This is a genomic window from Pseudomonas sp., assembly GCF_049590575.1.
GTDB lineage: Bacteria > Pseudomonadota > Gammaproteobacteria > Pseudomonadales > Pseudomonadaceae > Aquipseudomonas.
Genome location: NZ_JBAWDE010000353.1, coordinates 15,070 through 39,184, shown reverse-complemented (window position 1 = coordinate 39,184; position 24,115 = coordinate 15,070). Strand labels below are relative to the sequence as shown.

Genomic DNA, 24,115 nt, shown 5'->3' with positions numbered 1-24,115 from the left:
CAGCAGCACGCGCATGCCGAAGGCTTCGGCCAGGCGCGCCACGGCGCCGCCGAGTTCGCCATGGCCGAGCAGGCCCAGGGTTTTGCCCTCCAGCTCGACAATCGGGTGGTCCAGCAGGCAGAACTGCTTGGCCTCCTGCCATTTGCCGGCCGTCACATCGCGCTGATAGTCCTTCAAGCGCGTCGCCAGGTTGAGCAGCAGCATGATCGTGTGCTGCGCCACCGACGGCGTGCCGTAGCCCTGGCAGTTGCTCACGGTGATGCCATGGGCGCGGGCGGCGGCGAGGTCGACGTTGTTGGTACCGGTGGCCGACACGAGGATCAGCTTGAGCTCGGGGCACGCTTCGAGGGTTTCAGTATTGAGCGCGATTTTATTGCTGATGACTACATCGGCGCCTTGCACGCGTTCCACCACATTCTGCGGCGTGGTATCGGAGAACAACTGGAGATCGCTGAAGCTGTTGCGCAGCTCGCTGAGGTCGAGGTCCCCCAGGTCAAGGGATGGGTGATCAAGGAAGACGGCGCGGCGATTGTTCGTCATCAACTGTACCTTTTGCGACTGGGTTCGAAGGCGTAATCTGCCGAGCCTATCAGATGAAATAATCAGTTACTTAATGGAGTGAGCATGTACGCCGCCGAGTTTTTGACCGTAGCCTTGATTCACTTGCTGGCGGTGGCCAGCCCCGGCCCGGATTTCGCCGTAGTGGTGCGCGAAAGTGTTACCCATGGTCGCCGCGCGGGGACGTGGACCGCGCTGGGTGTGGGCTCGGCGATTTTCCTGCATGTGGGCTACTCGCTGCTGGGTATCGGCTTGATCGTGTCGCAATCGATTGTGCTGTTCAACGCGTTGAAGTGGGCGGCGGCCGCGTACTTGCTGTACATCGGCTTCAAGGCCCTGCGCGCGCAGCCGGCCAAGCCTGTCGCCGAGGGCGAGTTGCACCGCGAAGCCGGCGAGCGCACTCCGCGCGGCGCGTTTACCGCAGGTTTCGTGACCAATGGCTTGAACCCCAAGGCCACGCTGTTCTTCCTGTCGTTGTTCACGGTGGTGATCAACCCGCACACGCCGCTGGCGATCCAGGCCGGTTACGGCGTGTACCTCGCCGTGGCGACGGCGTTGTGGTTCTGCCTGGTGGCCATGCTGTTCAGCCAACAGCGCGTGCGTGCTGGCTTTGCGCGCATGGGTCATTGGTTCGACCGCACCATGGGCGCAGTGTTGATTGCCATCGGTGTGAAGCTGGCGTTTACCAGCATGAAATAGGCCGAATGCTGGCGCAAAGCTAGCATTCACGGGGTCGGCAAATCATTCCTTTGGCTGATTTAGCTGACACATAAGGTCTCTACAGTGCAGTGCTTCAAGCCAAGACTGTGCAGTCATAAAAAGGGATTCGTATGTTGCAGACCCGTGTTATCCCGCCCGCCGAAGGTGCGTACCAATACCCGCTGTTGATCAAACGCCTGTTGATGTCCGGGACCCGTTACGAGAAGACCCGTGAAATCGTCTACCGCGACCAGCTGCGTTACACCTACCCGACCCTGATCGAGCGCGTCGCCCGTCTGGCCAACGTATTGACCGAGGCGGGGGTCAAGGCCGGTGACACGGTGGCGGTGATGGATTGGGACAGCCACCGCTACCTGGAATGCATGTTCGCCATCCCGATGATTGGCGCCGTGATCCATACCATCAACGTGCGCCTGTCGCCGGAACAGATTCTCTACACCATGAACCACGCCGAGGACCGCTTTGTGCTGGTCAATAGCGAGTTCGTGGGGCTCTACCAGGCCATCGCCGGGCAACTCACCACGGTGAAAAAGACCTTGCTGCTGACCGACGCCGAGGCCAAGACCGCCGAGCTGCCTGACCTGGTCGGTGAGTATGAAACCCTGCTGGCCGCCGCCAGCCCGAAGTACGACTTCCAGGACTTCGACGAGCACTCCGTCGCCACCACCTTCTACACCACTGGCACCACCGGCAACCCCAAGGGCGTGTATTTCACCCACCGGCAACTGGTGCTGCACACCATCGGCGTGGCGACCATCATGGGCAGCATCGACAGCGTGCGCCTGCTCGGCACCAACGACGTGTACATGCCGATCACCCCGATGTTCCATGTGCACGCCTGGGGCCTGCCGTATGTGGCGACCATGCTGGGCTTGAAGCAGGTCTACCCCGGCCGCTACGACCCTGAGTACCTGGTGGCGCTGTGGCGCAAGGAGAAGGTCACCTTCTCGCACTGTGTGCCGACCATCCTGCAAATGCTGCTCAACGCCAAGGCCGCCCAAGGCGTGGATTTCGCCGGCTGGAAAATCGTCATTGGCGGCAGCGCCCTCAATCGTTCGCTGTACGAAGCGTCCAAGGCACGTGGGATTCAGCTGACCGCGGCGTACGGCATGTCCGAGACCGGGCCGCTGGTGTCCTGTGCTCACCTCAACGACGAACTGATGGCCGGCAGCGAGGACGAGCGCACCACGTATCGGATCAAGGCCGGTGTGCCGGGGCCTTTGGTGGACGCGGCGATTGTCGACAGCGAGGGTAACTTCCTGCCCTCCGATGGCGAGTCCCAGGGTGAACTGGTGCTGCGTGCGCCGTGGCTCAGCGAAGGTTATTTCAACGAGCCGCAAAAGGGCGCTGAACTGTGGGCCGGTGGCTGGATGCACACCGGCGATGTGGCGACCCTGGATGCCTTTGGCGTGATCGACATCCGCGACCGCATCAAGGATGTGATCAAGACCGGCGGCGAGTGGATCTCCTCCCTGGCCCTCGAAGACTTGGTCAGCCGTCACCCGGCGGTACGCGAAGTAGCGGTGGTGGGCATCGCCGACCCGCAGTGGGGCGAGCGCCCGTTTGCGTTGCTGGTGGTCCATGATGGCCATGTGATAGGGGCCCGCGAGCTCAAGGAGCATCTCAAGCCGTTTGTGGAGTTGGGCCATTTGAGCAAGTGGGCGATTCCAAGCCAGATCGCGGTTGTTACGGAAATTCCCAAGACCAGTGTAGGAAAACTCGACAAAAAACGTATCCGCATCGACATCATTGAGTGGCAAGCCAACAACAGCACATTCCTCTCCACCCTCTGAGCTGATCGGCCGCGCCCGAAAGGCGCGGCAATGCTCTATCTCGCGGCTTCACTTGTGATTTGCCAAATTTCAGCCATCCTTGCCGCGTCGGTCCTCGCCGACATGGCGAAAGGGCTGTGGCAGACGGGTTGGTGATGCAAATCACACTTTAGAGGGATCAAGCGGTACCCCCTGCTGGCTATAGTCCCACCCAGAGTTTTTCACGGATGTTCCGCTACGAGCCATGGGGGCTCGGCTGCCGAGCGGCATTGGAATCGTTGTATTCCGGCCGTTACACGCATCACAGAAAAAACTCACTGCCATAACAATAATGCACATGGAGTAGCGTCGATGACCTCAGTAAACCAGTTCTGGCGCCGGGCAAAACTGCCCCTGGCCGTCAGTCTCGCCTCTACGCTCGCCGGGCCCGCATTCGGCGTCAGTTTCAATATCGGTGAAATCGAAGGGAGTTTTGACTCGTCTCTTTCCGTGGGTGCGAGCTGGGGTACTGCCAAGCCCAATAAGGATCTGATCGGCGTAAACAACGGCGGGGCAGGCTTGTCCCAGACTTCCGATGACGGCCACCTTAACTTCAAGCGTGGTGAAACATTCTCGAAGATCTTCAAGGGGATCCATGACCTTGAACTGAAATACGGCGATACCGGTGTGTTTGTCCGGGGCAAGTACTGGTATGACTTCGAACTCAAGGACGAGAGCCGCGAGTTCAAGGACATCAGCGACAGTAACCGTAAGGAAGGCGCCAAATCCTCCGGCGGGCAGATCCTTGATGCATTTGTCTATCACAACTACGCCATTGCCGATCAGCCGGGCTCCGTGCGGTTAGGTAAGCAAGTCGTGAGCTGGGGTGAGAGTACTTTTATCGGCGGCGGTATCAACTCCGTCAACCCGATCGACGTGTCTGCATTCCGTCGTCCCGGTGCCGAAATCAAAGAAGGCCTGATTCCGGTCAACATGTTCTATGTGTCGCAGACGTTGACCGATAACTTGTCCGCCGAAGCGTTCTACCAGTTGGAATGGGACCAGACGGTTACCGATAACTGCGGTACGTTCTTTTCGCAGCCGGACGTGATTTCCGATGGTTGCAACGACAACCTGCGTCTGCTTGCCAAGCGTTCCACCATCGCGGCCACCGCGGCGGGGCGAGGCGCGTTGGCGGCGTTCGATGCACGTGGTATGGACGTCAACGAAGAGGGCACCCTGGTGCGTCGCGGCGGTGACCGGGATGCGCGCGACAGCGGGCAGTTTGGCGTCGCGATGCACTACAACTTCGAGCCGCTCGATACTGAGTTCGGTGCCTATTTCATGAATTATCACAGCCGGGCACCGATTTTCAGTGCCACGTCTGCCCCTGCCTCTGCGTATGCCGCGGCACCTGCCTTTGGCCAGTTGGCGCCGGTTTTCATCGCAGGCAACTCAAAATACTTCGTTGAATATCCCGAAGACATTCGTCTTTATGGGTTGAGCTTCTCTACCACGCTGCCTACCGGTACGGCCTGGAGCGGTGAAGTGAGCTACCGGCCAAATGCTCCAGTGCAACTGAATACCACCGACATTCTGTACGCCGGTGTACGCAACCTTCCGCCAGCGTTTGGCCTGGGTAATGCCTCGCTGTTAAGTGGCACGCCTGGCCAGGACTTGAATGGCTATCGTCGGAAGGAAATCACTCAGTTCCAGACCACCCTGACGCACTTTTTTGATCAGGTCATGGGCGCCAGTCGCTTGACCCTGGTGGGTGAGCTGGGTGTCACCCATGTCGGTGGTCTTGAGAGCAAGTCTGATGTTCGTTACGGGCGTGATCCGGTGTTCGGCCCTGGTGCTTTGTTGCCGACGGGTGGTCGCAATACCTGTTCGCAAATCCTCAACCCGAGCACCATCGGTGGTGCGGGCCCAGGGGCGGATGCCAGCAACGTCGCCAAGAACTGTAACAACGATGGTTTCACCACAGCCACCTCCTGGGGCTATCGCGGGCGTGCAATCTGGGAATACCCGGATGTCTTCGCCGGCGTCAACCTGAAACCCAGCGTGGCCTGGTCCCACGATGTGAAAGGTTACTCGCCGGGCCCTGGCGGCAACTTCGAAGAAGGCCGCAAAGCCGTCAGCCTTGGTCTGGATGCCGAATACCAGAACACCTACACCGCCAGCTTGAACTACACCAACTTCTTCGGGGGTGATTTCAGCACTGTGGATGACCGCGATTTCGTCGCTCTCAGCGTCGGCGTGAACTTCTAAGCGAATGTATTTCAGGAAGAACCAGAACATGAAAATAACTAAAAGTCTGTTGCACGTAGGTGTGCTTGGGCTGTCGATCCTGGCGACCAACGTCATGGCGGCGGTCTCGGCGGATGAAGCGGCCAAGCTGGGTACCACCCTGACCCCGATGGGCGCCGAAATGGCCGGTAATGCGGCCGGCACCATCCCTAAATGGTCGCCGCTGCCCACCAACGCCGGCGCGGTGGATGCCCGTGGTTTCCTGGCCAACCCGTATGCCAGCGAGCAACCGCAGTTCACCATCACCGCAGCGAACGTGGAGCAATACAAAGACAAGCTGGCGCCGGGGCAATACGCGATGTTCAAGCGTTACCCGGAGACCTTCAAGATGCCGGTCTACCCGACCCATCGCGGCGCTACCGTGCCGGCTGATGTGTTCGCCTCCATCAAGAAGAACGCCACCACCACCAACCTGGTGTCCGGCGGCAACGGCCTGGAAAACTTCGAGACTGCAGTGCCGTTCCCGATTCCGAAAAGCGGCGTGGAGGTGATCTGGAACCACATCACCCGTTATCGCGGCGGCAGCGTGACCCGCCTGGTGACCCAGGCCACGCCGCAAACCAACGGCTCGTTCAGCCTGGTGTATTTCAAGGACCAGTTCGTATTCCGCGACAAGATGAAGGACTTCGACCCGAAAAACCCGGGCAACGTGTTGTTCTACTTCAAGCAGCAAGTGACCGCGCCGGCGCGTCTGGCCGGTGGCGTGCTGCTGGTGCACGAAACCCTCGACCAAGTGAAGGAGCCACGTTCGGCGTGGGTCTACAACGCCGGCCAGCGCCGTGTGCGCCGGGCGCCGCAAGTGTCCTATGACGGGCCGGGGACCGCCGCCGATGGCCTGCGCACCTCCGACAACCTCGACATGTACAACGGCGCGCCGGATCGCTACGACTGGAAACTGGAAGGCAAGAAGGAAATCTACATCGCCTCCAACAGCTACAAGATCGACGATCCGAAGCTCAAGTACGCCGACATCATCAAGGCCGGCCATATCAACCAGGACCTGGCCCGCTACGAGCTGCGCCGTGTCTGGCACGTGGTCGCGACCTTGAAGGAAGGCCAGCGCCACATCTATGCCAAGCGTGACTTCTTTATCGACGAAGACACCTGGCAAGCCGCGGTGATCGACCACTACGACGGTCGTGGCCAACTGTGGCGTGTCGCCGAAGCCCATGCCGAGAACTACTACGACAAGCAAGTGCCGTGGTACGCCCTGGAAACCCTCTACGACCTGCAATCCGGCCGCTACCTGGCGCTGGGCATGAAGAACGAAGAGAGGCAGGCCTATGACTTCGGCTTCACCGCCACCACCAGCGACTTCACCCCCGCGGCCCTGCGCCAGGACGGTGTTCGCTAAACAGCGCCAGCTCGACAATGTGGGAGGGGGCTTGCTCCCGATCGCGGTGGATCAGTCACTCAATCATCGACTGATCCACCGCTATCGGGGGTAAACCCCCTCCCACTTTTGTTTGCGCTGTGCTTCGGGGGAGATTTTTTGTCGCAGTTCTTTCCGGTCAATTGTTGCAAAGGTCTACAAAGGTGTGCCTTTTACCGCTAGTCTGCGGACATCTGCAATGCCGACAACAGCCTTCTACAAGAGCCCGGCGATGACTGATCTGTCTCGAATCCAAGGGCCTGCCAGCGCGGTGATTCCGACCCTGGAAGGTCGCTTCTACAGGCCACCACTGCCCGACGGCTATGTGCTGCGGCCGCGCCTGTGTGAACGGCTGGCGGCCGGGCTGGACGGGCGACTGTTGCTGGTCAGCGCACCGGCCGGGTTCGGCAAGAGCTCGTTGGCGGTGGAATTCTGCCAAAGCCTGCCTGCTCACTGGCAAAGCCTGTGGCTGGGCTTGAGCCCGCGGGACAACGACCCAGGGCGTTTCCTCGAACGCCTGCTCGACGGTTTACAGCAGTATTTCCCGCAGCTCGGCGCCCAATCCCTGGGCCTGCTGAAAATGCGCCAGCGTCACCAGCCTTTCGCCTTTGAAGAATGGCTCGACGGCCTGCTCGATGAGCTGACCCTGTACCTGTCCGCCCGCGCGCCGCTGCTGCTGGTGCTGGATGACTACCATCTGGCCCAGGGACCGGTGCTGGATCGCTGCCTGCAGTTTTTCCTCAATCATTTGCCTGATGGGCTGGTGGTGCTGGTCACCAGCCGCCAGCGCCCCGATTGGCACCTGGCGCGCTTGCGCCTGTCGCGGCATTTGCTTGAACTGCACGAACAGGACCTGCGCCTGACCCATGCCGAATCCCTGGCTGTACTGGACCGTCACAGCAGTTCCCTGCGTGGCGAGGCGCTCGACAACCTGATCCGGCGCAGCGAAGGCTGGGTCGCCGGCCTGCGCTTCTGGTTGCTGGCCGCGTCCGAAGCGGGCAATGAAAGCGCCTTGCCGCAGAGCCTGCACGGTGGGGAAGGGCTGATCCGCGATTACCTGCTTGAAGAAGTCATCGACTGCCTGCCGGTGGAAGTCCAGGCGTTTTTGTACGACACCGCGCCCCAGGACCGTTTTTGCAGTGAGCTGTGCGACGCCGTACGTGAAGCTCATGACAGCGCCGAGATCCTGCGTTACCTGCAATCGCACCAGGTTTTCCTGGTGCCGCTGGACGAGCAGGGCCGATGGTTTCGCTATCACCATCTGTTTTCCGACCTGCTGCGCACCCGGCGCGCCAGCAGCAATGTGCTGCCGGCGGCCAGCCTGCACCTGCGCGCCTGTCGCTGGTTCAATGCCCAGGGCTTGATCGATGAGGCGGTGGAGCAGGCCTTGCGCGCCGGCCATCTGGACGTGGCCGCCAACCTGGTGCAAAACCTGTCCGAAGAGCAACTGCTGGCCGAGCAAAATGTCGGCATGTTGCTGCGCTGGAAAATGGACTTGCCCGACAGCCTGCTGATCAGCACGCCGCGTTTGATCGTGCTGTATAGCTGGGCCTTGGGCCTGGCTTGTCAGTTGGACGCGGCGGAGGAGCTGTCAGGTTACCTCAGCCGTTTTTTGCCGGCACCGTCAGCCACTGCGCAAAAATCGATGTTGGCCCAGTGGCTGGCGCTGAGCGGGATCATCGCGCGCGGACGCGGCGATAGAGGGCTGACGCAACGCTATTGCAGCGAGGCCTTGGAGAGCCTGCCGCAACGGCGCTACGGCCAACGCCTGATGTGCCTGTCGACCTTGTCCAACCTGGCCATCGTGGATGGCGATCTGTGGCGCGCCCGGGGCTTGAATCGCGAATCCCTGGAGTTGGCGCAGCGTGTTGGCAACCCGTTGTTCGAGGCTCTGGCCCATTACGACCGTGCACGGGTATTGCAGGCGCGCGGGGAAATCCTGCGTTCCCTGGATGAGGTGCGCCAGGGCCTGCAACGCCTGCATGGCCTGGCGCCGCAGCGCTTGTACGCGGTGCGCGCGCGCTTGTCGCTTTACGAAGGTTACTTGCTGCTGGTGCGCTTGCAGCCCGAAGCCGGCCTTGTCCGCTTGCGCGCCGGCCTCGCCGAAGCCCGTGCTTGCCGTGACATCAGTGTGCTGATCGGGCATTGCGTGATCGCCAGCTTCGAGGGGCGGCGCAGTGACTTCCCCAAAGCATTCGCGGAGCTGGCCGAGGCCGAACGCCTGATGCACATCTGGGACGTGCCGCCGATCTACTACCTGGCAATGATCACCCTGATCAAATGCGAGTTATGGCTGGCCCAGGCCCGCACCGACCTGGCCGACGCCTGGCTGACCCGCCTGGGGCAAACCTACAACGGCGAACAGGCCGCCGCCGCGCCGGAATTTCATCCACACCTGCCGCAACATATCGGGTTGCAACAGGCGGCCCTGGATGCCACGCGCCATCAACCCGATGCCGCTCTTGAGCGGCTCCAAGCGCTGGCGCAACAGGCCCGAAACAGCGGACGCCAAATGATTGCCCTGATGGCCCTTACCCAACAGGCGCAGTTACTGTTGGACTGCGGCCACGAAGCCAAGGCTCGGCCGGTGCTGGCCCAGGCGCTTGAGGCGGGGGCGGGCGGCGCGTTGCAGCCGTTCCAGCGGCTGCTGGAGCACTTCCCGGATTGGATGCGCGAGCAGCTTGGCAAAGATCCCCATGGCTTGCTGAACCAGAGCCTTTTGGCGCAACTGCCTGCGGTCGCCGTGGTGGAAACCGCACCCAATCACGAAACCTTGAGTGCCCGTGAGCTGGCGGTACTGCAGCTTATCGCTCAAGGCTGCTCCAACCAGGAAATCAGCAACCGGCTGTTCATCTCCCTGCACACGGTCAAGACTCACGCGAGCCATATCAACAGCAAGCTGGGCGTGGAGCGGCGCACCCAGGCGGTGGCGCGGGCGCAGGAGTTGAGGTTGATTGGTTAGCGCGCGTCTGCTCGCGCTGATCTGCGAAACAGTCCCAGTCTGTTTTAATGATGCAATCAAAAACCACATTGAATTGCACCAGAGGACCGTTCATGAGCGCCGCCAAGCCGACACTTATCCGCGAAACCTTCCCCGTCGGCCCCTTGCAGTGCAACTGCACGATCATCGGCGACCCCATCACAAAAAAAGCCATCGTGGTCGATCCCGGCGGCAATCATGAGCTGATCCTCGCACGCCTCGACGCGATGGGTCTGAAAGTGGTGAGCATCATTCATACCCATGCTCATCTCGATCACTTCCTGGCGTCGGGCCAGTTGAAAGAGAAGACCGGCGCTACCCTGCACTTGCACAAGGAGGACCAGTTTCTGTGGGATAACCTGGAGATGCAGTGTCAGATGTTTCGTGTGCCGTATACGCCAGTACCGTCGCCGGATCGCTGGCTGGAACACGATGAGGAATTGGCCTGCGGTTGCGGGGTGGCCTTGCATACGCCGGGGCATACGCCGGGCTCGATGAGTTTCTGGTTTGCCGATGCCAAGCTGCTGATTGCTGGCGACACGTTGTTTCGACGGGGCGTGGGGCGTACGGATTTGTGGGGCGGGGACCAGGCGACTATCGTGCGCTCGATCAAACAGCGGCTGTATACCCTGGATGAAGGCGCGACCGTAGTGACAGGGCACGGGCCGGATACGCTTTTGGGTGACGAGATGCGTGAGAACCCGTTTGTAAAGGCGTGACGGAAAAACTCAGGCCGCATTCAGGATCAGTCTGCTACGGTTTCTGTAACAGGACTGGTGGCCAGTGTTTTGTGATCGGCCAGCGCGCGGCCACGGAATTTTTACCGTTTGTCACGTTCCAAACTCGGCACAGGTCTATTGCCAATGTCCTTTGCACCACAGAATGCAAAAGTAGGAGCTCCCCTCATGTTCACTTCGCGTCGTCTGCTTGTTGTCGCTACTGCCGTAGCCCTGTTGTCTGGCTGTGCTTCGCCTAATCCGTATGACGGCAGCAGCCAGGGCCAGGCCAGTAATGGCTCCGGCGGTATCAGCAAAACCGCCAAATACGGTGGCCTGGGTGCCCTGGCGGGTGCATTGGCAGGCGCCGCCATCGACCATAACAACCGTGGCAAGGGCGCGTTGATCGGTGGTGCTATCGCCGGTATCGGCGCTGCGGGCTATGGCTACTACGCCGACCAGCAGGAAAAGAAACTGCGCGAAAGCATGGCCAATACCGGGGTTGAGGTTCAGCGCCAAGGCGACCAGATCAAGCTGATCATGCCGGGCAACATCACCTTTGCGACTAACTCGGACGCGATTTCCAGCAGCTTCTACCAGCCGCTGAACAACCTGGCGAACTCGCTCAAGCAGTTCAACCAGAACACCATCCAGATCGTGGGTTACACCGACAGCACCGGCAGCCGCCAGCTGAACATGGACCTGTCGCAGCGTCGCGCACAGAGCGTGGCCAACTATCTGACTTCCCAAGGTGTCAGCGCGGCCAACCTGAGCGCCCGTGGTGCCGGTCCGGATAACCCGATTGCCAGCAATGCCGACGTCAACGGCCGTGCCCAGAACCGTCGCGTAGAGGTGAACCTCGGCCCGATCCCCGGCCAGCAATACGGCCAGCCAAACGCCCAGCAACAGCAGGCGCCGCAACAGAACAACCAGTTCCAGGGCAACCCGTACTCGCAGTACCAGTAAACATCCGCGCATAAAAAAGGGCGCCGTGCAGTCAATGCACGGCGCCCTTTTTTGTGGCTTTCGGTTACATCAGTCGATGTACTCGAACACCTTCACGATTTTCTGCACGCCCGACACGCCTTGCACCAGGTTGGATGCACGGGTTGCCTCTGCCTGGGTCAGCAGGCCCATCAGGTAAACGATGCCGTTGTCGGTAACGACTTTGATGCGCGAACCGGGAATCGCGTTATCGGTCAGCATCTGTGCCTTGATCTTGGTGGTCAGCAAGGCGTCGTTGCTGATGGCCAGCAGGGTGATCGGGTCCATCACCTGCAATTCGTTGTGTACTTTCTTGACCCGCTGTACGGCCGAGGCGGCCTGTTCGGCCTGGGCCTTGAGGTCGGCGCGCGGGGTTTGGCCAGCGAGCAGCACCACACCGTTGAAGCTGGTCACGACGATGCGCGAGGCACCGTTGCCCAGATCCGGGGCGGCCTTGGCGACGTTCACTTCCACTTTGGTTTCGATCAGCGAGTCATCAATCTTGCTGCCGAAGGTGCGGGTACCCTTGTCATCCTGAATGGGGGTGTCTCGTGTCGCGGTGATGGCCGTGCTGCAACCGCTGATGCCGAGGCACAGCGCAATAGCCAATAGGCTGAGACGTTTAACGGTCATTCTTCACTCCCGAACAGTTGGCTGTCGATCAGATCGCACAGGCAGTGGATCGCCAGCAGGTGGACTTCCTGAATACGTGCAGTGACATTGGCCGGGACGCGAATCTCCACGTCCTCAGGCAGCAGCAGCGAGGCCATGCCGCCGCCGTCGCGGCCGGTCAATGCTACGACAATCATTTCGCGATCATGTGCGGCCTGGATCGCTTGAATAATGTTCGCCGAGTTGCCGCTGGTAGAAATCGCCAGCAACACATCGCCGGGTTGGCCCAGGGCGCGGATCTGCTTGGAGAAGATTTCGTTGTAGCTGTAGTCGTTGGCGATCGAGGTGAGCGTCGACGAATCGGTGGTCAAGGCGATGGCCGGCAGGCTCGGGCGCTCGCGCTCGAAGCGGTTGAGCAGCTCGGACGAGAAGTGCTGGGCATCGCCGGCCGAACCGCCGTTGCCGCACGAAAGCATTTTGCCCTCGTTGAGCAAGGCATTGACCATGACCTGACTGGCTTGCTCGATGTGCGGTGCAAGTACGTCCATCGCCTGTTGCTTGGTGTCGATGCTGGCCTGGAAAAGCTGGCGAATTCGGGATTGCATGTCCATCTGTGTGACCTTAAGTAGCGCGGCTGTTTGGCACAGGAATGTGCAGCCCGCAAAGCAAAGAGCAAAAGTGTGTGGTGAAAATGCCCGGCGAATCAGCTGTCGAACGCATCTTTGAGCCAGTTCAGATCAGCAAAGCCTGCCGGTGTGCTTTCTATGGCAACCACATCGAAACGGCAGGGGGACTCGGCCCAGCGATGCTCTTTGAGCAGGAAATACTGCGCGGCGAGTATCAGCTTCTGACGCTTGCGCCCGTCGATACTGGCGAGCGCGCCACCCCATTGTGCGTGTTTTCTGTAGCGGACTTCGACGAATACTACTGTATCGCCGTCAAGCATGACCAGATCAAGCTCGCCGCGTTTACACAACCAGTTCTGCGCCAGAAGGCGCAGACCCTGTTGTTGCAAGTATTTCAGAGCGTGAAGTTCGGCATCCTTGCCGCTTTGTGCGCTGGACCGCTCGGGCATCAGCGCGGGGTGTCCGGCAGGCGTTGGATATCACCGCCGACAAACTTGGCCCATGGCAACTGGCGATCGACGCGCTGGTTGGCGCTGATCCCCAGGCTGCCCGAAAGGCCATCAACCCGAGTGTCCGGCAGGGCCTTGAGCTGGCCCAGGCGTGGCGCCAGGCGGTAGGCGTCGACGCCCATCGCGTACAGGCGGCCGAGGCTGCCATTGGCTTGCGGCCATTGCGCGGCAACCTGGTTGCGCAGCGGGTCGGTGGTGTTGAGCAGCCAAGGGGTTTCGCAGAACATCACGTTGGTCATGTCCAGATACTGGTTCTTGTCACCGCTCGCGCTGAATACGTGGGAGGTCGCGTAAACCTGTACGTCACCTGCGTATTGGAAGTTCAGGGTCGGCTTGATCTGCTGGGCCAGTTGCGGCGTAACAGCCAGGAAAATGAACTCGATATCCTGGCGCCGCGACGGCTGTGCCGCTACGTCGGTGCCGACCGTGTTTTGCAGGCTCTTGGCGCGACCTTCGCTTTTACGCAGTTGAAACAGGTCGGCAATTTGCTGGGCCAGGGCGACGGGCTGGTCGACGTACTCGACACCTACCACGGTGCCGCCGTTGGCTTCCCAATCCTGGCGGAAAGCCTTGTACACACGCTCACCCCATTCACCACGCGGCACCATGGCGGCAGCGCGGTGCAGGCCATCGGCACGGGCGCGGCGCGATACTTCGCGGGCTTCGTCCTCAGCGGCCAGGCCGAACTGGAACAATTGCGGTGGGCCTTGATCGGTCTCGCTGTAGTTCAGGGCCAGGGTCGGGATCGGCAACTGGGGGCGCGTGCTGAGCTGTTTGACCAGCGGCTTCTCCAGCGGGCCGACGACCATTTGCACGCCAGCGGCCTGGGCCTTTGCGTAGAACTCGTCCATGGAGTTCAGGCGCGAACTGTCATAAAACTCGATGACCGGCGGCTTCTGCCCGGCTTGTTCCGCCTGGTAGTGCGCGGCCATGAAACCTTCACGCAAGGCCTTGCCGACGGAAGCCAGCGCGCCGTCTTGAGGCAGCAGCAGGGCGATCTTGTTCAGGGGCTGGCTGGCCAGTTCCTTGAGCTTGGTCAGCGGCGTCGGCAATTGGACGGCAGCCGGGTGACCCGGGTTCTGCGCGCGCCAGGTGTCGATGGCGGCCTGTTGTTGCTCAAGCGTGCCGGCGCCCTTGACGGCCTGGGCCAGGGTGATCCAGCCATCAAGTACCGGGTTGCCGCTGGCTTGCAGCTGCTCGGCCGGCAGGGCGGCGATCAGTGTCCAGATGGCTTCGTGGTTGCTGGTGGCCGCGTCGCCGGTCAGCAGCGGGGCCATGGCCACGCGCTCGCGGGCGGCGGCGAGGGTCTGGCCGTCAGCTTCATACGCGCGAGCGTGCACGGTGCCGGTGCGGATCTGCTGTTCCGCCGGCAGGTCCTTGAGGTTTTGCAAGCTCGGATGGTTCAGTGCGGTCAAGGCAGCCTTTGGCTGATTGCGCGCCATGGCCAGTTCGGCGGCCAGGGTACTGGCAAACACCTGCGGCGCCGGCTTGAGTGCATTCAAGGGCACCTGCGCCAGGATCTGCGCCGAGCGAGCAGGGTTGTTCTGCTTGTAGGCCATATCAGCCGCACTCAGGCGCAGCAAGGCGGCCTTTTCTGGCGTATCGGCGGTAGTGGCCTGTTCGAGCAGTTGCTCGATACTGGCGTCCGGGGTCCGTGGAAGGTCGCCAAGGCTGGACGAGGGCGAGCTGGCACACGCGGCCAGCAAGGCAGCGAGGCAGAGGGCGGAGAGCAGCCGCAGGCAAGCGATCATGTAAGTGTTCCTGATACCGATCAAATTAGCGTGGAATTGTACCCAAGCACTGGCCCAGGCGCGATGTTACTGGCGTGAAACCGTTGATTTAGGTCGTGCAAGTGCTGCAAACGGCTATCGGCGGTTGGAGGTACATCGACTTCGGCGGCATAGTATCAAGGCGTCTACGCGCTACAATGCGACTTTTCCCAACCATCGAGGTGTGCGTTTTGACTGCTCCAGGTCCTTTGAATTCCACTGCAGGCTCGCTTTTTGTCGTGGCGACGCCCATTGGCAACCTGGACGACATCAGCGCACGGGCGCTGAAAGTGTTGCGCGACGTTAAATTGATCGCGGCCGAAGACACGCGGCACTCCCAGCGGTTGATGCAACATTTCGGTATCAGTACCCCGCTGGCGGCCTGCCACGAGCACAACGAGCGCGAAGAAGGCAGCCGTTTCATCGTGCGTTTGCTGGCGGGCGATGATGTGGCGTTGATCTCCGACGCGGGCACCCCGCTGATCTCCGACCCCGGCTATCATCTGGTTCGCCAGGCGCGGGCCGCTGGTATCAATGTAGTGCCTGTTCCTGGCGCGTGCGCGCTGATCGCTGCATTGTCGGCGGCGGGGCTGCCCTCGGACCGTTTTATTTTTGAAGGTTTTTTGCCGGCCAAGGCTGTAGGGCGCCGCGCGCGTCTTCAGGCGGTAAAGGAAGAGCCGCGCACGCTGATCTTCTACGAAGCCCCTCATCGCATCCTTGAGTGCCTGCAAGACATGGAGCTGGTCTTCGGTGGTGAGCGGCTGGCGCTGCTGGCGCGCGAGATCACCAAGACCTTCGAAACCCTCAAGGGCCTGCCCCTGGAAGAACTGCGCGCATTCGTCGAAGGCGACAGCAACCAGCAGCGCGGTGAGTGCGTGGTGCTGGTGGCGGGCTGGGCTGCGCCGGAAAGCGAAGATGCGGTGGGCAGCGAGGCGATGCGCATCCTGGACCTGTTGCTCAAGGACATGCCGCTCAAGCGTGCCGCGGCCCTGGCGGCGGAAATCACCGGTGTGCGCAAGAACCTCTTGTATCAGGCTGCGCTGGATAAGCAGAAAGACGAATAGTTCCGCGATTAAACCGGTATCTCGTCTGGCCGTAATGGCAATGCTGCACTTTACTACTTGTCCTGAGGCCGCCGTGCCGTTAACCTGCGCGGCGGAGAGTCGATTGGACAGTCGCTGCCTTCTATGAAAATTAGGGGGGGGAGGAAAGTCCGGGCTCCATAGGGCGAAGTGCCAGGTAATGCCTGGGAGGCGTGAGCCTACGGAAAGTGCCACAGAAAATAACCGCCTAAGCACTTCGGTGCCGGTAAGGGTGAAAAGGTGCGGTAAGAGCGCACCGCACGGCTGGCAACAGTTCGTGGCTAGGTAAACCCCACTTGGAGCAAGACCAAATAGGGTCCCAAGGCGTGGCCCGCGCTGGGACCGGGTAGGTTGCTAAAGATGTCCAGTGATGGCCATCGTAGACGAATGACTGTTCAAGACAGAACCCGGCTTACAGATCGACTCTCCACCTTTTTTCCTTTTGTCCGAATCTCGGACAGAAACCCGGTAATAACGCAAGAATCCCTCCCTGCCAAATCATTGGCAGATGCATCTTCGTAATACCAAAAAAATCTTACTCTTGATAAATCACTTTAACTTTCAGCCATAGCTCTTTGAGCCATCTGCGCTTGCTGGGCCAAAAACATCGTCGAACTCTGATTTCTCCTCCCTTTACGCTCCTAAATCTCCGTTCTGTAAGGCTTTTCCGTGAATCCGCGCCTTGACGGTGTGGTGGGCGCATTCCTATAGTGTGCGCAAGTGGCGGAAAGTGGCACAAAGTGGGTTTTTTGAACGTAAAACGCTAAAATTTGGAGAAACGCATCTGTGTTTCGCGGAGCTAACGCTATCAGTCTCGATGCAAAGGGCCGTCTCGCTATGCCGAGCCGGTATCGTGACGAGCTGATTTCGCGAAGTTCCGGGCAGTTGATCATCACCATCGATGCCGTTGACCCTTGTTTATGTGTTTACCCACTCGACGAGTGGGAGTTGATTGAAACCAAGTTGCGCGCCCTGCCTTCATTGCGTGAAGAAAACCGCCGCCTGCAGCGTTTGCTGATTGGTAATGCCGTCGACCTCGAGCTCGATGGCAGTGGTCGTTTCCTGGTGCCACCGCGCTTGCGCGAGTACGCCAAGCTGGATAAGCGCGCAATGCTGGTCGGCCAACTGAACAAGTTCCAATTGTGGGACGAAGATGCCTGGGATGCTGTTTCTGCAGCTGACCTGGCTGCTATTCAACAACCGGGCGCTATGCCTGATGAACTGCGTGATTTGATCCTGTGACTATTGATAGCGGCTTTAACCACATCACCGTACTGCTTGACGAAGCCGTTGAGGCTCTCGCCGTACGTGCGGATGGCTGCTATCTGGATGGCACGTTCGGCAGGGGCGGGCATAGCCGGCTGATACTCAGCCAGCTCGGGCCCGACGGTAAACTCCTCGGGTTCGACAAAGACCCCCAAGCGATTGCCACCGGGCAAGCGCTAGCGGCCGAAGACGGCCGCTTTGTCGTTGTGCAGCGCAGCTTTGCCGAGCTGGGTGCCGAAGTCGCCGAGCGCGGCATGGCAGGCAAGGTGGCCGGGGTTTTGCTCGACCTGGGCGTGTCTTCGCCACAGCTTGACGACCCGGAGCGCGGCTTCAGTTTCATGAACGATGGCCCGCTCGACATGCGCATGGACCCGACCCGTGGCATCAGCGCAGCCGAGTTCATCGCCACCGCGCCACACGAAGAAATCACTCGCGTGTTCAAGGAATACGGTGAAGAGCGCTTCGCCGGCCGCATGGCCCGTGCCGTGGTCGAACGCCGTGAAATCCAGCCGTTCGAACGCACCGCCGACCTCGCCGAAGTGCTCAAGGTCGCCAACCCCGCCTGGGAAAAGGGTAAGAACCCGGCGACCCGCGCATTCCAGGGCCTGCGTATTCACGTCAACAACGAATTGGGCGACCTGGAGGCTGGCCTGGAGGCTGCCCTCGAGGCGCTGGAAGTGGGTGGGCGCCTGGTGGTGATCAGCTTCCACTCCCTCGAAGACCGCATCGTCAAACTGTTCATGCGCCGTCTGGTCAAGGGCGAGTCCGACAACCTGCCGCGCAACTTGCCGGTACGTTTCGAAGCCTTTGTGCCGAAAATCAAAATCCATGGCAAAGCGCAGTTCGCTTCCGAAGCTGAACTCAAGGCCAACCCACGTTCCCGCAGCGCCGTCATGCGTGTCGCGGAGAAGTTGCGGTGAGCAAGCTTTTCGCCAAGCCCCTCCCGGGCGGCAGCTTCTTTATGTTGCTGATGTTTGTAGGCGTGCTGATCTCCGCGATTGCGGTGTCCTACAGCGCGCACTACAACCGCCAGCTGCTCAACACCCTGTACGGGGAGTTGAGCGTGCGCGATAAGGCGCAGGCGGAATGGGGCCGGCTTATCCTTGAGCAAAGCACCTGGACGGCCCACAGCCGTATCGAAGTGCTGGCTACCGAACAGCTGAAAATGCACATTCCGGGCGCGGCCGAAGTTCGCATGGTGGCGCCATGATGAAGCTTGAAGGCGCGCTCTACCCATGGCGCTTCCGCCTGATGCTCGGCTTGCTGGCCTTGATGGTGGGCGCGATCGCCTGGCGCATCATCGACCTGCAAGTGGTCGACCGCGACTTCCTGATCGGCGAGGGCAACGCCCGTAGCCTGCGGCATATTCCTATTCCTGCGCACCGTGGGTTGATTACCGACCGTAATGGCGAGCCTCTGGCCGTCAGTACTCCGGTGACGACCTTGTGGGCCAACGCCAAGGAATTGCAGGTGGCCAAGGACAAGTGGCCACAGCTGGCTGCCGCCCTGGGCCAGGACCCGAAAGCCTTGGCCGAACGCCTTGAGGCCCAGGCCAACAAAGAATTCATCTACCTTGTTCGTGGCTTGACGCCTGAACAGGGTCAGCAAGTGCTCGACCTTAAAGTCCCCGGTGTCTACGGCATCGAGGAATTCCGTCGTTTCTATCCGGCCGGTGAAACCACCGCGCACATGGTGGGTTTTACCGACATTGATGACCACGGCCGCGAAGGCGTAGAGCTGGCCTACGATGAATGGCTGGCCGGGGTTCCCGGCAAGCGACAAGTCATCAAGGATCGGCGCGGCAGGTTGATCAAGGATGTCCAAGTCACCAAGAACGCCAAGGCCGGTAAGCCCTTGGCGTTGTCGATTGACCTGCGCCTGCAATACCTGGCCAACCGCGAGTTGCGTAACGCGATCATCGAGAACGGCGCCAAGGCCGGCAGCCTGGTGATCATGGACGTCAAGACCGGCGAGATCCTCGCCATGGTCAACCAGCCGACCTACAACCCGAACAACCGTCGCAACCTGCAACCGGCGATGATGCGCAACCGCGCGATGATCGACGTGTTCGAGCCGGGTTCGACCATGAAAGCCATCTCCATGAGTGCCGCCCTGGAGACCGGGCGCTGGAAGCCGAGCGACAAGGTCGAGGTGTATCCGGGCACTTTGCAGTTGGGCAAATACACCATTCGTGACGTGTCCCGCACCGAAGGTCCGGTGCTGGATTTGACAGGTATCCTGATCAACTCCAGTAACGTGGGCATGAGCAAGGTCGCCTTTGATATCGGCGGCGAAACCATCTACCACCTGGCGCAGAAAATCGGCCTGGGGCAACCCACCGGCCTCGACTTCCCAGGCGAGCGCGTGGGTAACCTGCCGAACTACCGCGACTGGAAAAAAGCCGAGACCGCCACGCTTTCCTACGGTTACGGCCTGTCGGTGACCGCGATCCAATTGGCCCATGCTTTCTCTGTATTGGCCAATAATGGCCGCATGGTTCCACTGAGCCTGATCCACGTCGACGAAGCCCCGAAAGCCACCCAGGTGATCCCGGAAAACGTCGCCAAGACCATGCAAGGCATGCTGCAACAAGTGATCGAAGCCCCGCGTGGCGTATTCCGCGCCCAGGTGCCGGCTTATCACGTGGCAGGCAAGTCCGGTACCGCCCGTAAGACATCAGTGGGCACCAAGGGGTATGCAGAAAACTCCTATCGCTCGTTGTTCGCCGGTTTCGGCCCAATGAGCGACCCTCGCTACGCAATCGTTGTAGTGATCGATGAACCGAGTAAAGCGGGCTACTTCGGTGGCCTGGTGTCGGCGCCGGTGTTCAGCAAAGTGATGTCCGGCACCCTGCGCCTGATGAATATCACGCCGGACAACCTGCCGCCGACCCAACAAGCGAACGCCGGACCACCGGCCGCTGCGGTAAAAGCCAATGGAGGGCGTGGCTGATGTCTCTTAGCCTGAACAAGATTTTTGCCCACGCCGGCCGCGATTTGTTGATCCGCGAGTTGAGCCTGGACAGCCGTAATGTACGCGCCGGTGACCTGTTCCTCGCGGTGCCTGGCGGCAAGTACGATGGCCGTGCACATATCGCCGACGCCCTGCGACGCGGTGCGGCGGCCGTGGCTTATGAAGTGGAAGGCGCCACCGTGCTGCCGATCACCGACGTGCCGCTGATTCCGGTCAAAGGCCTGGCTGCGCAGCTGTCGGACATTGCCGGGCGCTTCTATGGCGACCCGAGCCGTCACTTGAACCTGGTCGGCGTGACCGGCACCAACGGCAAGACCAGTGTGACCCAGCTTGTCGCGCAAGCGCTTGACCTGCTGGGCCAGCACTGCGGCATCGTCGGTACCCTGGGCACCGGTTTTTATGGCGCGCTGCAAAGCGGCATGCACACCACGCCGAACCCTATCGCCGTGCAAGCGACCCTGGCCGACCTGAAAAAGGCCGGTGCCAAGGCGATTGCCATGGAAGTCTCGTCCCACGGCCTCGACCAGGGCCGCGTCACCGCGCTGGCCTTTGACGTGGCGGTGATGACCAACCTGTCCCGCGATCACCTCGATTACCACGGCACCATGCAGGCGTATGCCGCCGCCAAGGCCAAGCTGTTCGCCTGGAATGACTTGAAGTGCCGGGTGGTCAACCTGGACGACGCATTCGGCCGCCAGCTGGCAGGCGAAGACAGCGAAGCGCGCCTGATCAGCTACAGCCTGGAAGATTCCAGCGCGTACCTGTATTGCCGCGAAGCCCAATTCAATGACGAAGGCGTGCGCGCCACGCTGGTGACGCCGCAGGGCGAGCACCATTTGCGCAGTGCCTTGCTCGGTCGTTTCAACCTGAGCAATGTGCTTGCCGCCATCGGTGCCTTGCTCGGCCTGGATTACGCCCTCGACGAAATCCTGCGTGTGCTGCCCAAGCTGGAAGGCCCGGCCGGGCGCATGCAGCGCCTGGGTGGCGGCACACAGCCGCTGGTGGTGGTCGATTACGCCCACACGCCGGACGCCCTGGAAAAAGTCCTCGAGGCCCTGCGCCCGCACGCCAAGGGCAAGCTGCTGTGCCTGTTCGGCTGTGGCGGTGATCGTGATCGCGGCAAGCGCCCGCTGATGGCCGAGATCGTCGAGCGCCTGGCCGATGGCGTGCTCGTCACCGACGACAACCCGCGCAGCGAAGACCCGAGCCAGATTTTCGACGACATCCGTGCCGGCTTTCAAGACGCTTCCAAGGCCTCTTTTGTTGCCGGTCGCGGCGCAGCGATTGCCCAATTGATCGCCAGCGCGAGCGCTGACGACGTGGTGGTGCTGGCCGGTAAAGGTCATGAGGATTACCAGGAAATCAACGGCGAGCGGCATGCCTTTTCCGACTTGGTCGAGGCTGATCACGCCCTGACCGCCTGGGAGGTCGCCCATGCTTAAGGCGATGAAATTCAGCGAACTGACCCAGGCCCTGTCCGCCCGTGTGGTGTCGAGTGATTGCAGCTTCGACGGCGTCAGTATCGACAGCCGCAACATCAAGCCAGGACAGCTGTTTGTCGCGCTGACCGGTCCGCGTTTTGACGGCCACGACTACCTGAATGACGTCGCCGCCAAAGGTGCCGTGGGTGCCCTGGTGCAGCGTGAAGTCACGGACTCCGCTCTGCCGCAGTTGCAGGTTGCGGATACCCGTTTGGCCTTGGGCCAGTTGGGTGCGTTGAACCGTGCCGCATTCACCCAGCCCGTTGCGGCCGTCACCGGTTCCAGCGGCAAGACCACGGTCAAGGAATTGCTCGCCGGTGTCCTGCGCACACGCGGTCCGGTGCTTGCAACCCGTGGCAACCTGAACAATGATTTCGGCGCGCCGCTGACCCTGCTCGAACTGGCCCCGGAGCACACGGCGGCGGTGATCGAACTGGGCGCTTCACGTATCGGCGAAATCGCCTACACCGTGGCGCTGACCAAGCCCCACGTGGCGATCATCAACAACGCCGGCACCGCCCACGTAGGCGAGTTCGGCGGCCCGGAAAAAATCGTCGAAGCCAAGGGCGAAATCCTTGAAGGTCTCGATGCCTCGGGCACCGCTGTGCTGAATCTTGACGACAAGGCCTTCGAAACCTGGCGTGTACGCGCCGCCGGTCGCAAGGTCCTGACGTTTGCCGTGCAGAACGCCGCAGCCGATTTCCATGCCAGCGACATTACCGTCGATGCGCGTGGTTGCCCGTCCTTTACCTTGCACACCCCGCAAGGCAGCGAGCCTGTGCAGTTGAATCTGTTGGGCAACCATAACGTCGCCAACGCTTTGGCCGCTGCCGCTGCTGCATACGCCCTGGGCGTGTCGCTGTTCGGTATCGCCACCGGTCTGGGCGCGTTGCAGCCGGTTAAGGGCCGCACCGTGGCGCAACTGGCGACCAACGGCATGCGCGTGATTGATGACACCTACAACGCCAACCCGTCCTCCATTAATGCTGCGGTCGACCTGTTGAAGGGCTTTGCCGGGCGCAAGGTGCTGGTGCTCGGCGACATCGGCGAGTTGGGCGACTGGGCTGAGCAAGGCCATCGCGAAGTCGGCGCTTATGCCGCCAGCAAGGTCGATGCGCTCTACGCGGTCGGCCCGAACATGGCCCACGCGGTCGACGCCTTTGGCCTCGGCGCGCGGCACTTCGCCACCCAGGCCGAGCTGATCCAGGCGCTGGGCGTGACTGAACAAGACCCACACACAACCATTTTGATCAAGGGATCGCGCAGCGCGGTGATGGAAAACGTCGTCGCGGCACTGTGCGGTTCAAGTACGGAGAAACATTAATGCTGCTGCTGCTGGCTGAGTATCTGCAACAGTTCCACAAAGGCTTCGCGGTCTTTCAGTACCTGACCCTGCGCGGGATCCTGGGTGTGCTGACGGCGTTGTGTTTGTCGCTGTTCCTGGGGCCGTGGATGATCCGCACGCTGCAGAACCTGCAAATTGGTCAATCGGTTCGTAATGACGGTCCGCAGTCGCACCTGTCCAAATCCGGCACCCCGACCATGGGCGGCGCGCTGATTCTGTCGTCCATCGGCATCAGCACCTTGCTCTGGGCCGACCTCTACAACCGCTATGTGTGGACCGTGCTGCTGGTGACCCTGTTGTTCGGCGCCATCGGCTGGGTGGATGACTACCGCAAAGTGATCGAGAAAAACTCCAAGGGGCTGCCAAGCCGCTGGAAGTATTTCTGGCAGTCGGTGTTCGGCCTCGGCGCGGCGATCTTCCTGTACACCACCGCGCCCAGTGCGGTGGAAACCACGTTGATCATCCCGATGCTCAAGGACGCCAGCATTCCCCTGGGCATCGGCTTCGTGGTGCTGACCTACTTCGTGATCGTCGGCTCCAGCAACGCGGTGAACCTGACCGACGGCCTCGATGGCCTGGCGATCATGCCGACGGTGATGGTCGGCGGCGCACTCGGCATCTTCTGCTACCTGTCGGGTAACGTGAAATTCGCTGAATACCTGCTGATTCCGTATGTACCGGGCGCGGGTGAGTTGATCGTGTTCTGCGGCGCGCTGATCGGCGCCGGCCTGGGGTTCCTGTGGTTCAACACTTACCCCGCGCAAGTCTTCATGGGCGACGTCGGCGCACTGGCGCTGGGCGCGGCCCTGGGCACCATCGCGGTGATCGTTCGCCAGGAAATCGTGTTGTTCATCATGGGCGGTGTGTTCGTGATGGAAACCCTGTCGGTGGTCATCCAGGTGGCTTCCTTCAAATTGACCGGACGCCGCGTGTTTCGCATGGCGCCGATTCACCACCACTTTGAACTCAAGGGCTGGCCCGAGCCACGCGTGATCGTCCGTTTCTGGATCATCACCGTGATTCTGGTACTGGTCGGCCTTGCCACCCTGAAACTGAGGTAG

The 24,115-nt window shown here is 61.0% G+C and carries 20 protein-coding genes and 1 other RNA gene; 16 read left to right on the top strand and 5 right to left on the bottom strand.

Annotation, left to right across the window (positions count from 1 at the left end; translation table 11 throughout):
* On the bottom strand, window positions 1–540 hold a 540-nt coding region (locus tag WBR57_RS24360), incomplete at its 3' end, for an NAD(P)-dependent oxidoreductase (RefSeq protein ID WP_424087376.1).
* A gap of 84 nt (window positions 541–624) precedes the next feature.
* On the opposite strand from WBR57_RS24360, the gene WBR57_RS24355 reads away from it, so the two are divergent.
* From WBR57_RS24355 to WBR57_RS24325, 7 genes are all read left to right on the top strand, one after another.
* The gene (locus WBR57_RS24355) at window positions 625–1,257 is read left to right on the top strand and encodes a LysE family translocator (RefSeq protein WP_016978297.1); all 633 of its coding nucleotides are present in this window, start codon (window positions 625–627) and stop codon (window positions 1,255–1,257) included.
* A 131-nt stretch (window positions 1,258–1,388) separates the two neighbouring features.
* Window positions 1,389–3,071 carry a fatty acid--CoA ligase gene (locus tag WBR57_RS24350; RefSeq protein WP_424087374.1) on the top strand — a complete coding sequence of 561 codons (1,683 nt, stop codon included), beginning with the start codon at window positions 1,389–1,391 and terminating at the stop codon, window positions 3,069–3,071.
* Window positions 3,072–3,401: 330 nt separating this feature from the next.
* Entirely contained in the window at window positions 3,402–5,300 is a 1,899-nt protein-coding gene (locus tag WBR57_RS24345) for a DUF1302 domain-containing protein (protein ID WP_424087372.1), read from the top strand.
* A 28-nt stretch (window positions 5,301–5,328) separates the two neighbouring features.
* The gene (locus WBR57_RS24340; protein WP_424087370.1) at window positions 5,329–6,693 is read left to right on the top strand and encodes a DUF1329 domain-containing protein; all 1,365 of its coding nucleotides are present in this window, start codon (window positions 5,329–5,331) and stop codon (window positions 6,691–6,693) included.
* Window positions 6,694–6,943: 250 nt separating this feature from the next.
* Window positions 6,944–9,673 (top strand): LuxR C-terminal-related transcriptional regulator, encoded by a 2,730-nt coding sequence (locus WBR57_RS24335; RefSeq protein WP_424087368.1) that lies wholly within the window; start codon window positions 6,944–6,946, stop codon window positions 9,671–9,673.
* A 92-nt stretch (window positions 9,674–9,765) separates the two neighbouring features.
* Window positions 9,766–10,410: an MBL fold metallo-hydrolase gene (locus tag WBR57_RS24330; protein WP_424087366.1), complete on the top strand. Its 645-nt coding sequence runs from the start codon at window positions 9,766–9,768 to the stop codon at window positions 10,408–10,410.
* Between the two features lie 186 nt (window positions 10,411–10,596).
* Window positions 10,597–11,373 carry an OmpA family protein gene (locus WBR57_RS24325; RefSeq protein WP_424087364.1) on the top strand — a complete coding sequence of 259 codons (777 nt, stop codon included), beginning with the start codon at window positions 10,597–10,599 and terminating at the stop codon, window positions 11,371–11,373.
* 69 nt (window positions 11,374–11,442) lie between these two features.
* On the opposite strand, the gene WBR57_RS24320 is transcribed toward WBR57_RS24325, so the two are convergent.
* The 4 genes from WBR57_RS24320 to WBR57_RS24305 form a co-directional block, all read right to left on the bottom strand.
* Window positions 11,443–12,024, bottom strand: a complete 582-nt coding sequence (locus WBR57_RS24320) for a BON domain-containing protein (RefSeq protein WP_424087362.1) — start codon at window positions 12,022–12,024, stop codon at window positions 11,443–11,445.
* Window positions 12,021–12,614, bottom strand: coding sequence for a phosphoheptose isomerase (locus WBR57_RS24315; protein ID WP_100941292.1), 594 nt, complete (start codon window positions 12,612–12,614; stop codon window positions 12,021–12,023). Before WBR57_RS24315 ends, WBR57_RS24320 begins: the two co-directional genes overlap by 4 nt.
* 92 nt (window positions 12,615–12,706) lie before the next feature.
* On the bottom strand, window positions 12,707–13,078 hold the full coding sequence (locus WBR57_RS24310; protein WP_424087360.1) for a YraN family protein: 372 nt from the start codon (window positions 13,076–13,078) through the stop codon (window positions 12,707–12,709).
* A complete protein-coding gene (locus WBR57_RS24305) occupies window positions 13,078–14,889 on the bottom strand; it encodes a penicillin-binding protein activator (protein WP_424087358.1) in 1,812 nt (603 codons plus the stop codon). Before WBR57_RS24305 ends, WBR57_RS24310 begins: the two co-directional genes overlap by 1 nt.
* Before the next feature lie 176 nt (window positions 14,890–15,065).
* Here WBR57_RS24305 and rsmI point away from each other — a divergent pair, with 176 nt between their 5' ends.
* The 9 genes from rsmI to mraY all read left to right on the top strand — a co-directional run bounded on the left by rsmI (window position 15,066) and on the right by mraY (window position 24,115).
* Window positions 15,066–15,971 carry a 16S rRNA (cytidine(1402)-2'-O)-methyltransferase gene (gene rsmI / locus WBR57_RS24300; RefSeq protein WP_424087356.1) on the top strand — a complete coding sequence of 302 codons (906 nt, stop codon included), beginning with the start codon at window positions 15,066–15,068 and terminating at the stop codon, window positions 15,969–15,971.
* Between the two features lie 95 nt (window positions 15,972–16,066).
* Window positions 16,067–16,420, top strand: an RNA gene (gene rnpB / locus WBR57_RS24295) — RNase P RNA component class A.
* Between the two features lie 355 nt (window positions 16,421–16,775).
* Complete coding sequence (gene mraZ, locus WBR57_RS24290) at window positions 16,776–17,231, top strand: division/cell wall cluster transcriptional repressor MraZ (protein ID WP_003171868.1); 456 nt, start codon at window positions 16,776–16,778, stop codon at window positions 17,229–17,231.
* Window positions 17,228–18,175, top strand: coding sequence for a 16S rRNA (cytosine(1402)-N(4))-methyltransferase RsmH (rsmH, locus tag WBR57_RS24285; protein ID WP_406979564.1), 948 nt, complete (start codon window positions 17,228–17,230; stop codon window positions 18,173–18,175). Before mraZ ends, rsmH begins: the two co-directional genes overlap by 4 nt.
* Complete coding sequence (gene ftsL / locus WBR57_RS24280) at window positions 18,172–18,465, top strand: cell division protein FtsL (RefSeq protein WP_424087354.1); 294 nt, start codon at window positions 18,172–18,174, stop codon at window positions 18,463–18,465. The genes rsmH and ftsL overlap by 4 nt, the downstream gene beginning before the upstream one ends.
* The gene (locus tag WBR57_RS24275) at window positions 18,465–20,207 is read left to right on the top strand and encodes a peptidoglycan D,D-transpeptidase FtsI family protein (protein WP_424087379.1); all 1,743 of its coding nucleotides are present in this window, start codon (window positions 18,465–18,467) and stop codon (window positions 20,205–20,207) included. Before ftsL ends, WBR57_RS24275 begins: the two co-directional genes overlap by 1 nt.
* Window positions 20,207–21,670, top strand: coding sequence for a UDP-N-acetylmuramoyl-L-alanyl-D-glutamate--2,6-diaminopimelate ligase (locus WBR57_RS24270; RefSeq protein ID WP_424087351.1), 1,464 nt, complete (start codon window positions 20,207–20,209; stop codon window positions 21,668–21,670). Before WBR57_RS24275 ends, WBR57_RS24270 begins: the two co-directional genes overlap by 1 nt.
* A complete protein-coding gene (locus tag WBR57_RS24265; protein WP_424087349.1) occupies window positions 21,663–23,033 on the top strand; it encodes a UDP-N-acetylmuramoyl-tripeptide--D-alanyl-D-alanine ligase in 1,371 nt (456 codons plus the stop codon). Before WBR57_RS24270 ends, WBR57_RS24265 begins: the two co-directional genes overlap by 8 nt.
* On the top strand, window positions 23,033–24,115 hold the full coding sequence (gene mraY, locus WBR57_RS24260) for a phospho-N-acetylmuramoyl-pentapeptide-transferase (RefSeq protein WP_424087347.1): 1,083 nt from the start codon (window positions 23,033–23,035) through the stop codon (window positions 24,113–24,115). The genes WBR57_RS24265 and mraY overlap by 1 nt, the downstream gene beginning before the upstream one ends.

Excerpts from the sequence above, each read along its gene's own strand:
- mraY (WP_424087347.1), top strand. The coding sequence starts at position 23,033 with ATGCTGCTGCTGCTGGCTGAGTATCTGCAACAGTTCCACAAAGGCTTC.
- WBR57_RS24315 (WP_100941292.1), bottom strand. The coding sequence starts at position 12,614 with ATGGACATGCAATCCCGAATTCGCCAGCTTTTCCAGGCCAGCATCGAC.
- WBR57_RS24310 (WP_424087360.1), bottom strand. The coding sequence starts at position 13,078 with ATGCCCGAGCGGTCCAGCGCACAAAGCGGCAAGGATGCCGAACTTCAC.
- WBR57_RS24305 (WP_424087358.1), bottom strand. The coding sequence starts at position 14,889 with ATGATCGCTTGCCTGCGGCTGCTCTCCGCCCTCTGCCTCGCTGCCTTG.
- WBR57_RS24320 (WP_424087362.1), bottom strand. The coding sequence starts at position 12,024 with ATGACCGTTAAACGTCTCAGCCTATTGGCTATTGCGCTGTGCCTCGGC.
- WBR57_RS24350 (WP_424087374.1), top strand. The coding sequence starts at position 1,389 with ATGTTGCAGACCCGTGTTATCCCGCCCGCCGAAGGTGCGTACCAATAC.
- WBR57_RS24345 (WP_424087372.1), top strand. The coding sequence starts at position 3,402 with ATGACCTCAGTAAACCAGTTCTGGCGCCGGGCAAAACTGCCCCTGGCC.
- WBR57_RS24340 (WP_424087370.1), top strand. The coding sequence starts at position 5,329 with ATGAAAATAACTAAAAGTCTGTTGCACGTAGGTGTGCTTGGGCTGTCG.
- WBR57_RS24265 (WP_424087349.1), top strand. The coding sequence starts at position 21,663 with ATGCTTAAGGCGATGAAATTCAGCGAACTGACCCAGGCCCTGTCCGCC.
- WBR57_RS24335 (WP_424087368.1), top strand. The coding sequence starts at position 6,944 with ATGACTGATCTGTCTCGAATCCAAGGGCCTGCCAGCGCGGTGATTCCG.
- rsmI (WP_424087356.1), top strand. The coding sequence starts at position 15,066 with ATGCGACTTTTCCCAACCATCGAGGTGTGCGTTTTGACTGCTCCAGGT.
- WBR57_RS24330 (WP_424087366.1), top strand. The coding sequence starts at position 9,766 with ATGAGCGCCGCCAAGCCGACACTTATCCGCGAAACCTTCCCCGTCGGC.
- WBR57_RS24275 (WP_424087379.1), top strand. The coding sequence starts at position 18,465 with ATGAAGCTTGAAGGCGCGCTCTACCCATGGCGCTTCCGCCTGATGCTC.
- WBR57_RS24355 (WP_016978297.1), top strand. The coding sequence starts at position 625 with ATGTACGCCGCCGAGTTTTTGACCGTAGCCTTGATTCACTTGCTGGCG.
- WBR57_RS24325 (WP_424087364.1), top strand. The coding sequence starts at position 10,597 with ATGTTCACTTCGCGTCGTCTGCTTGTTGTCGCTACTGCCGTAGCCCTG.
- WBR57_RS24270 (WP_424087351.1), top strand. The coding sequence starts at position 20,207 with ATGTCTCTTAGCCTGAACAAGATTTTTGCCCACGCCGGCCGCGATTTG.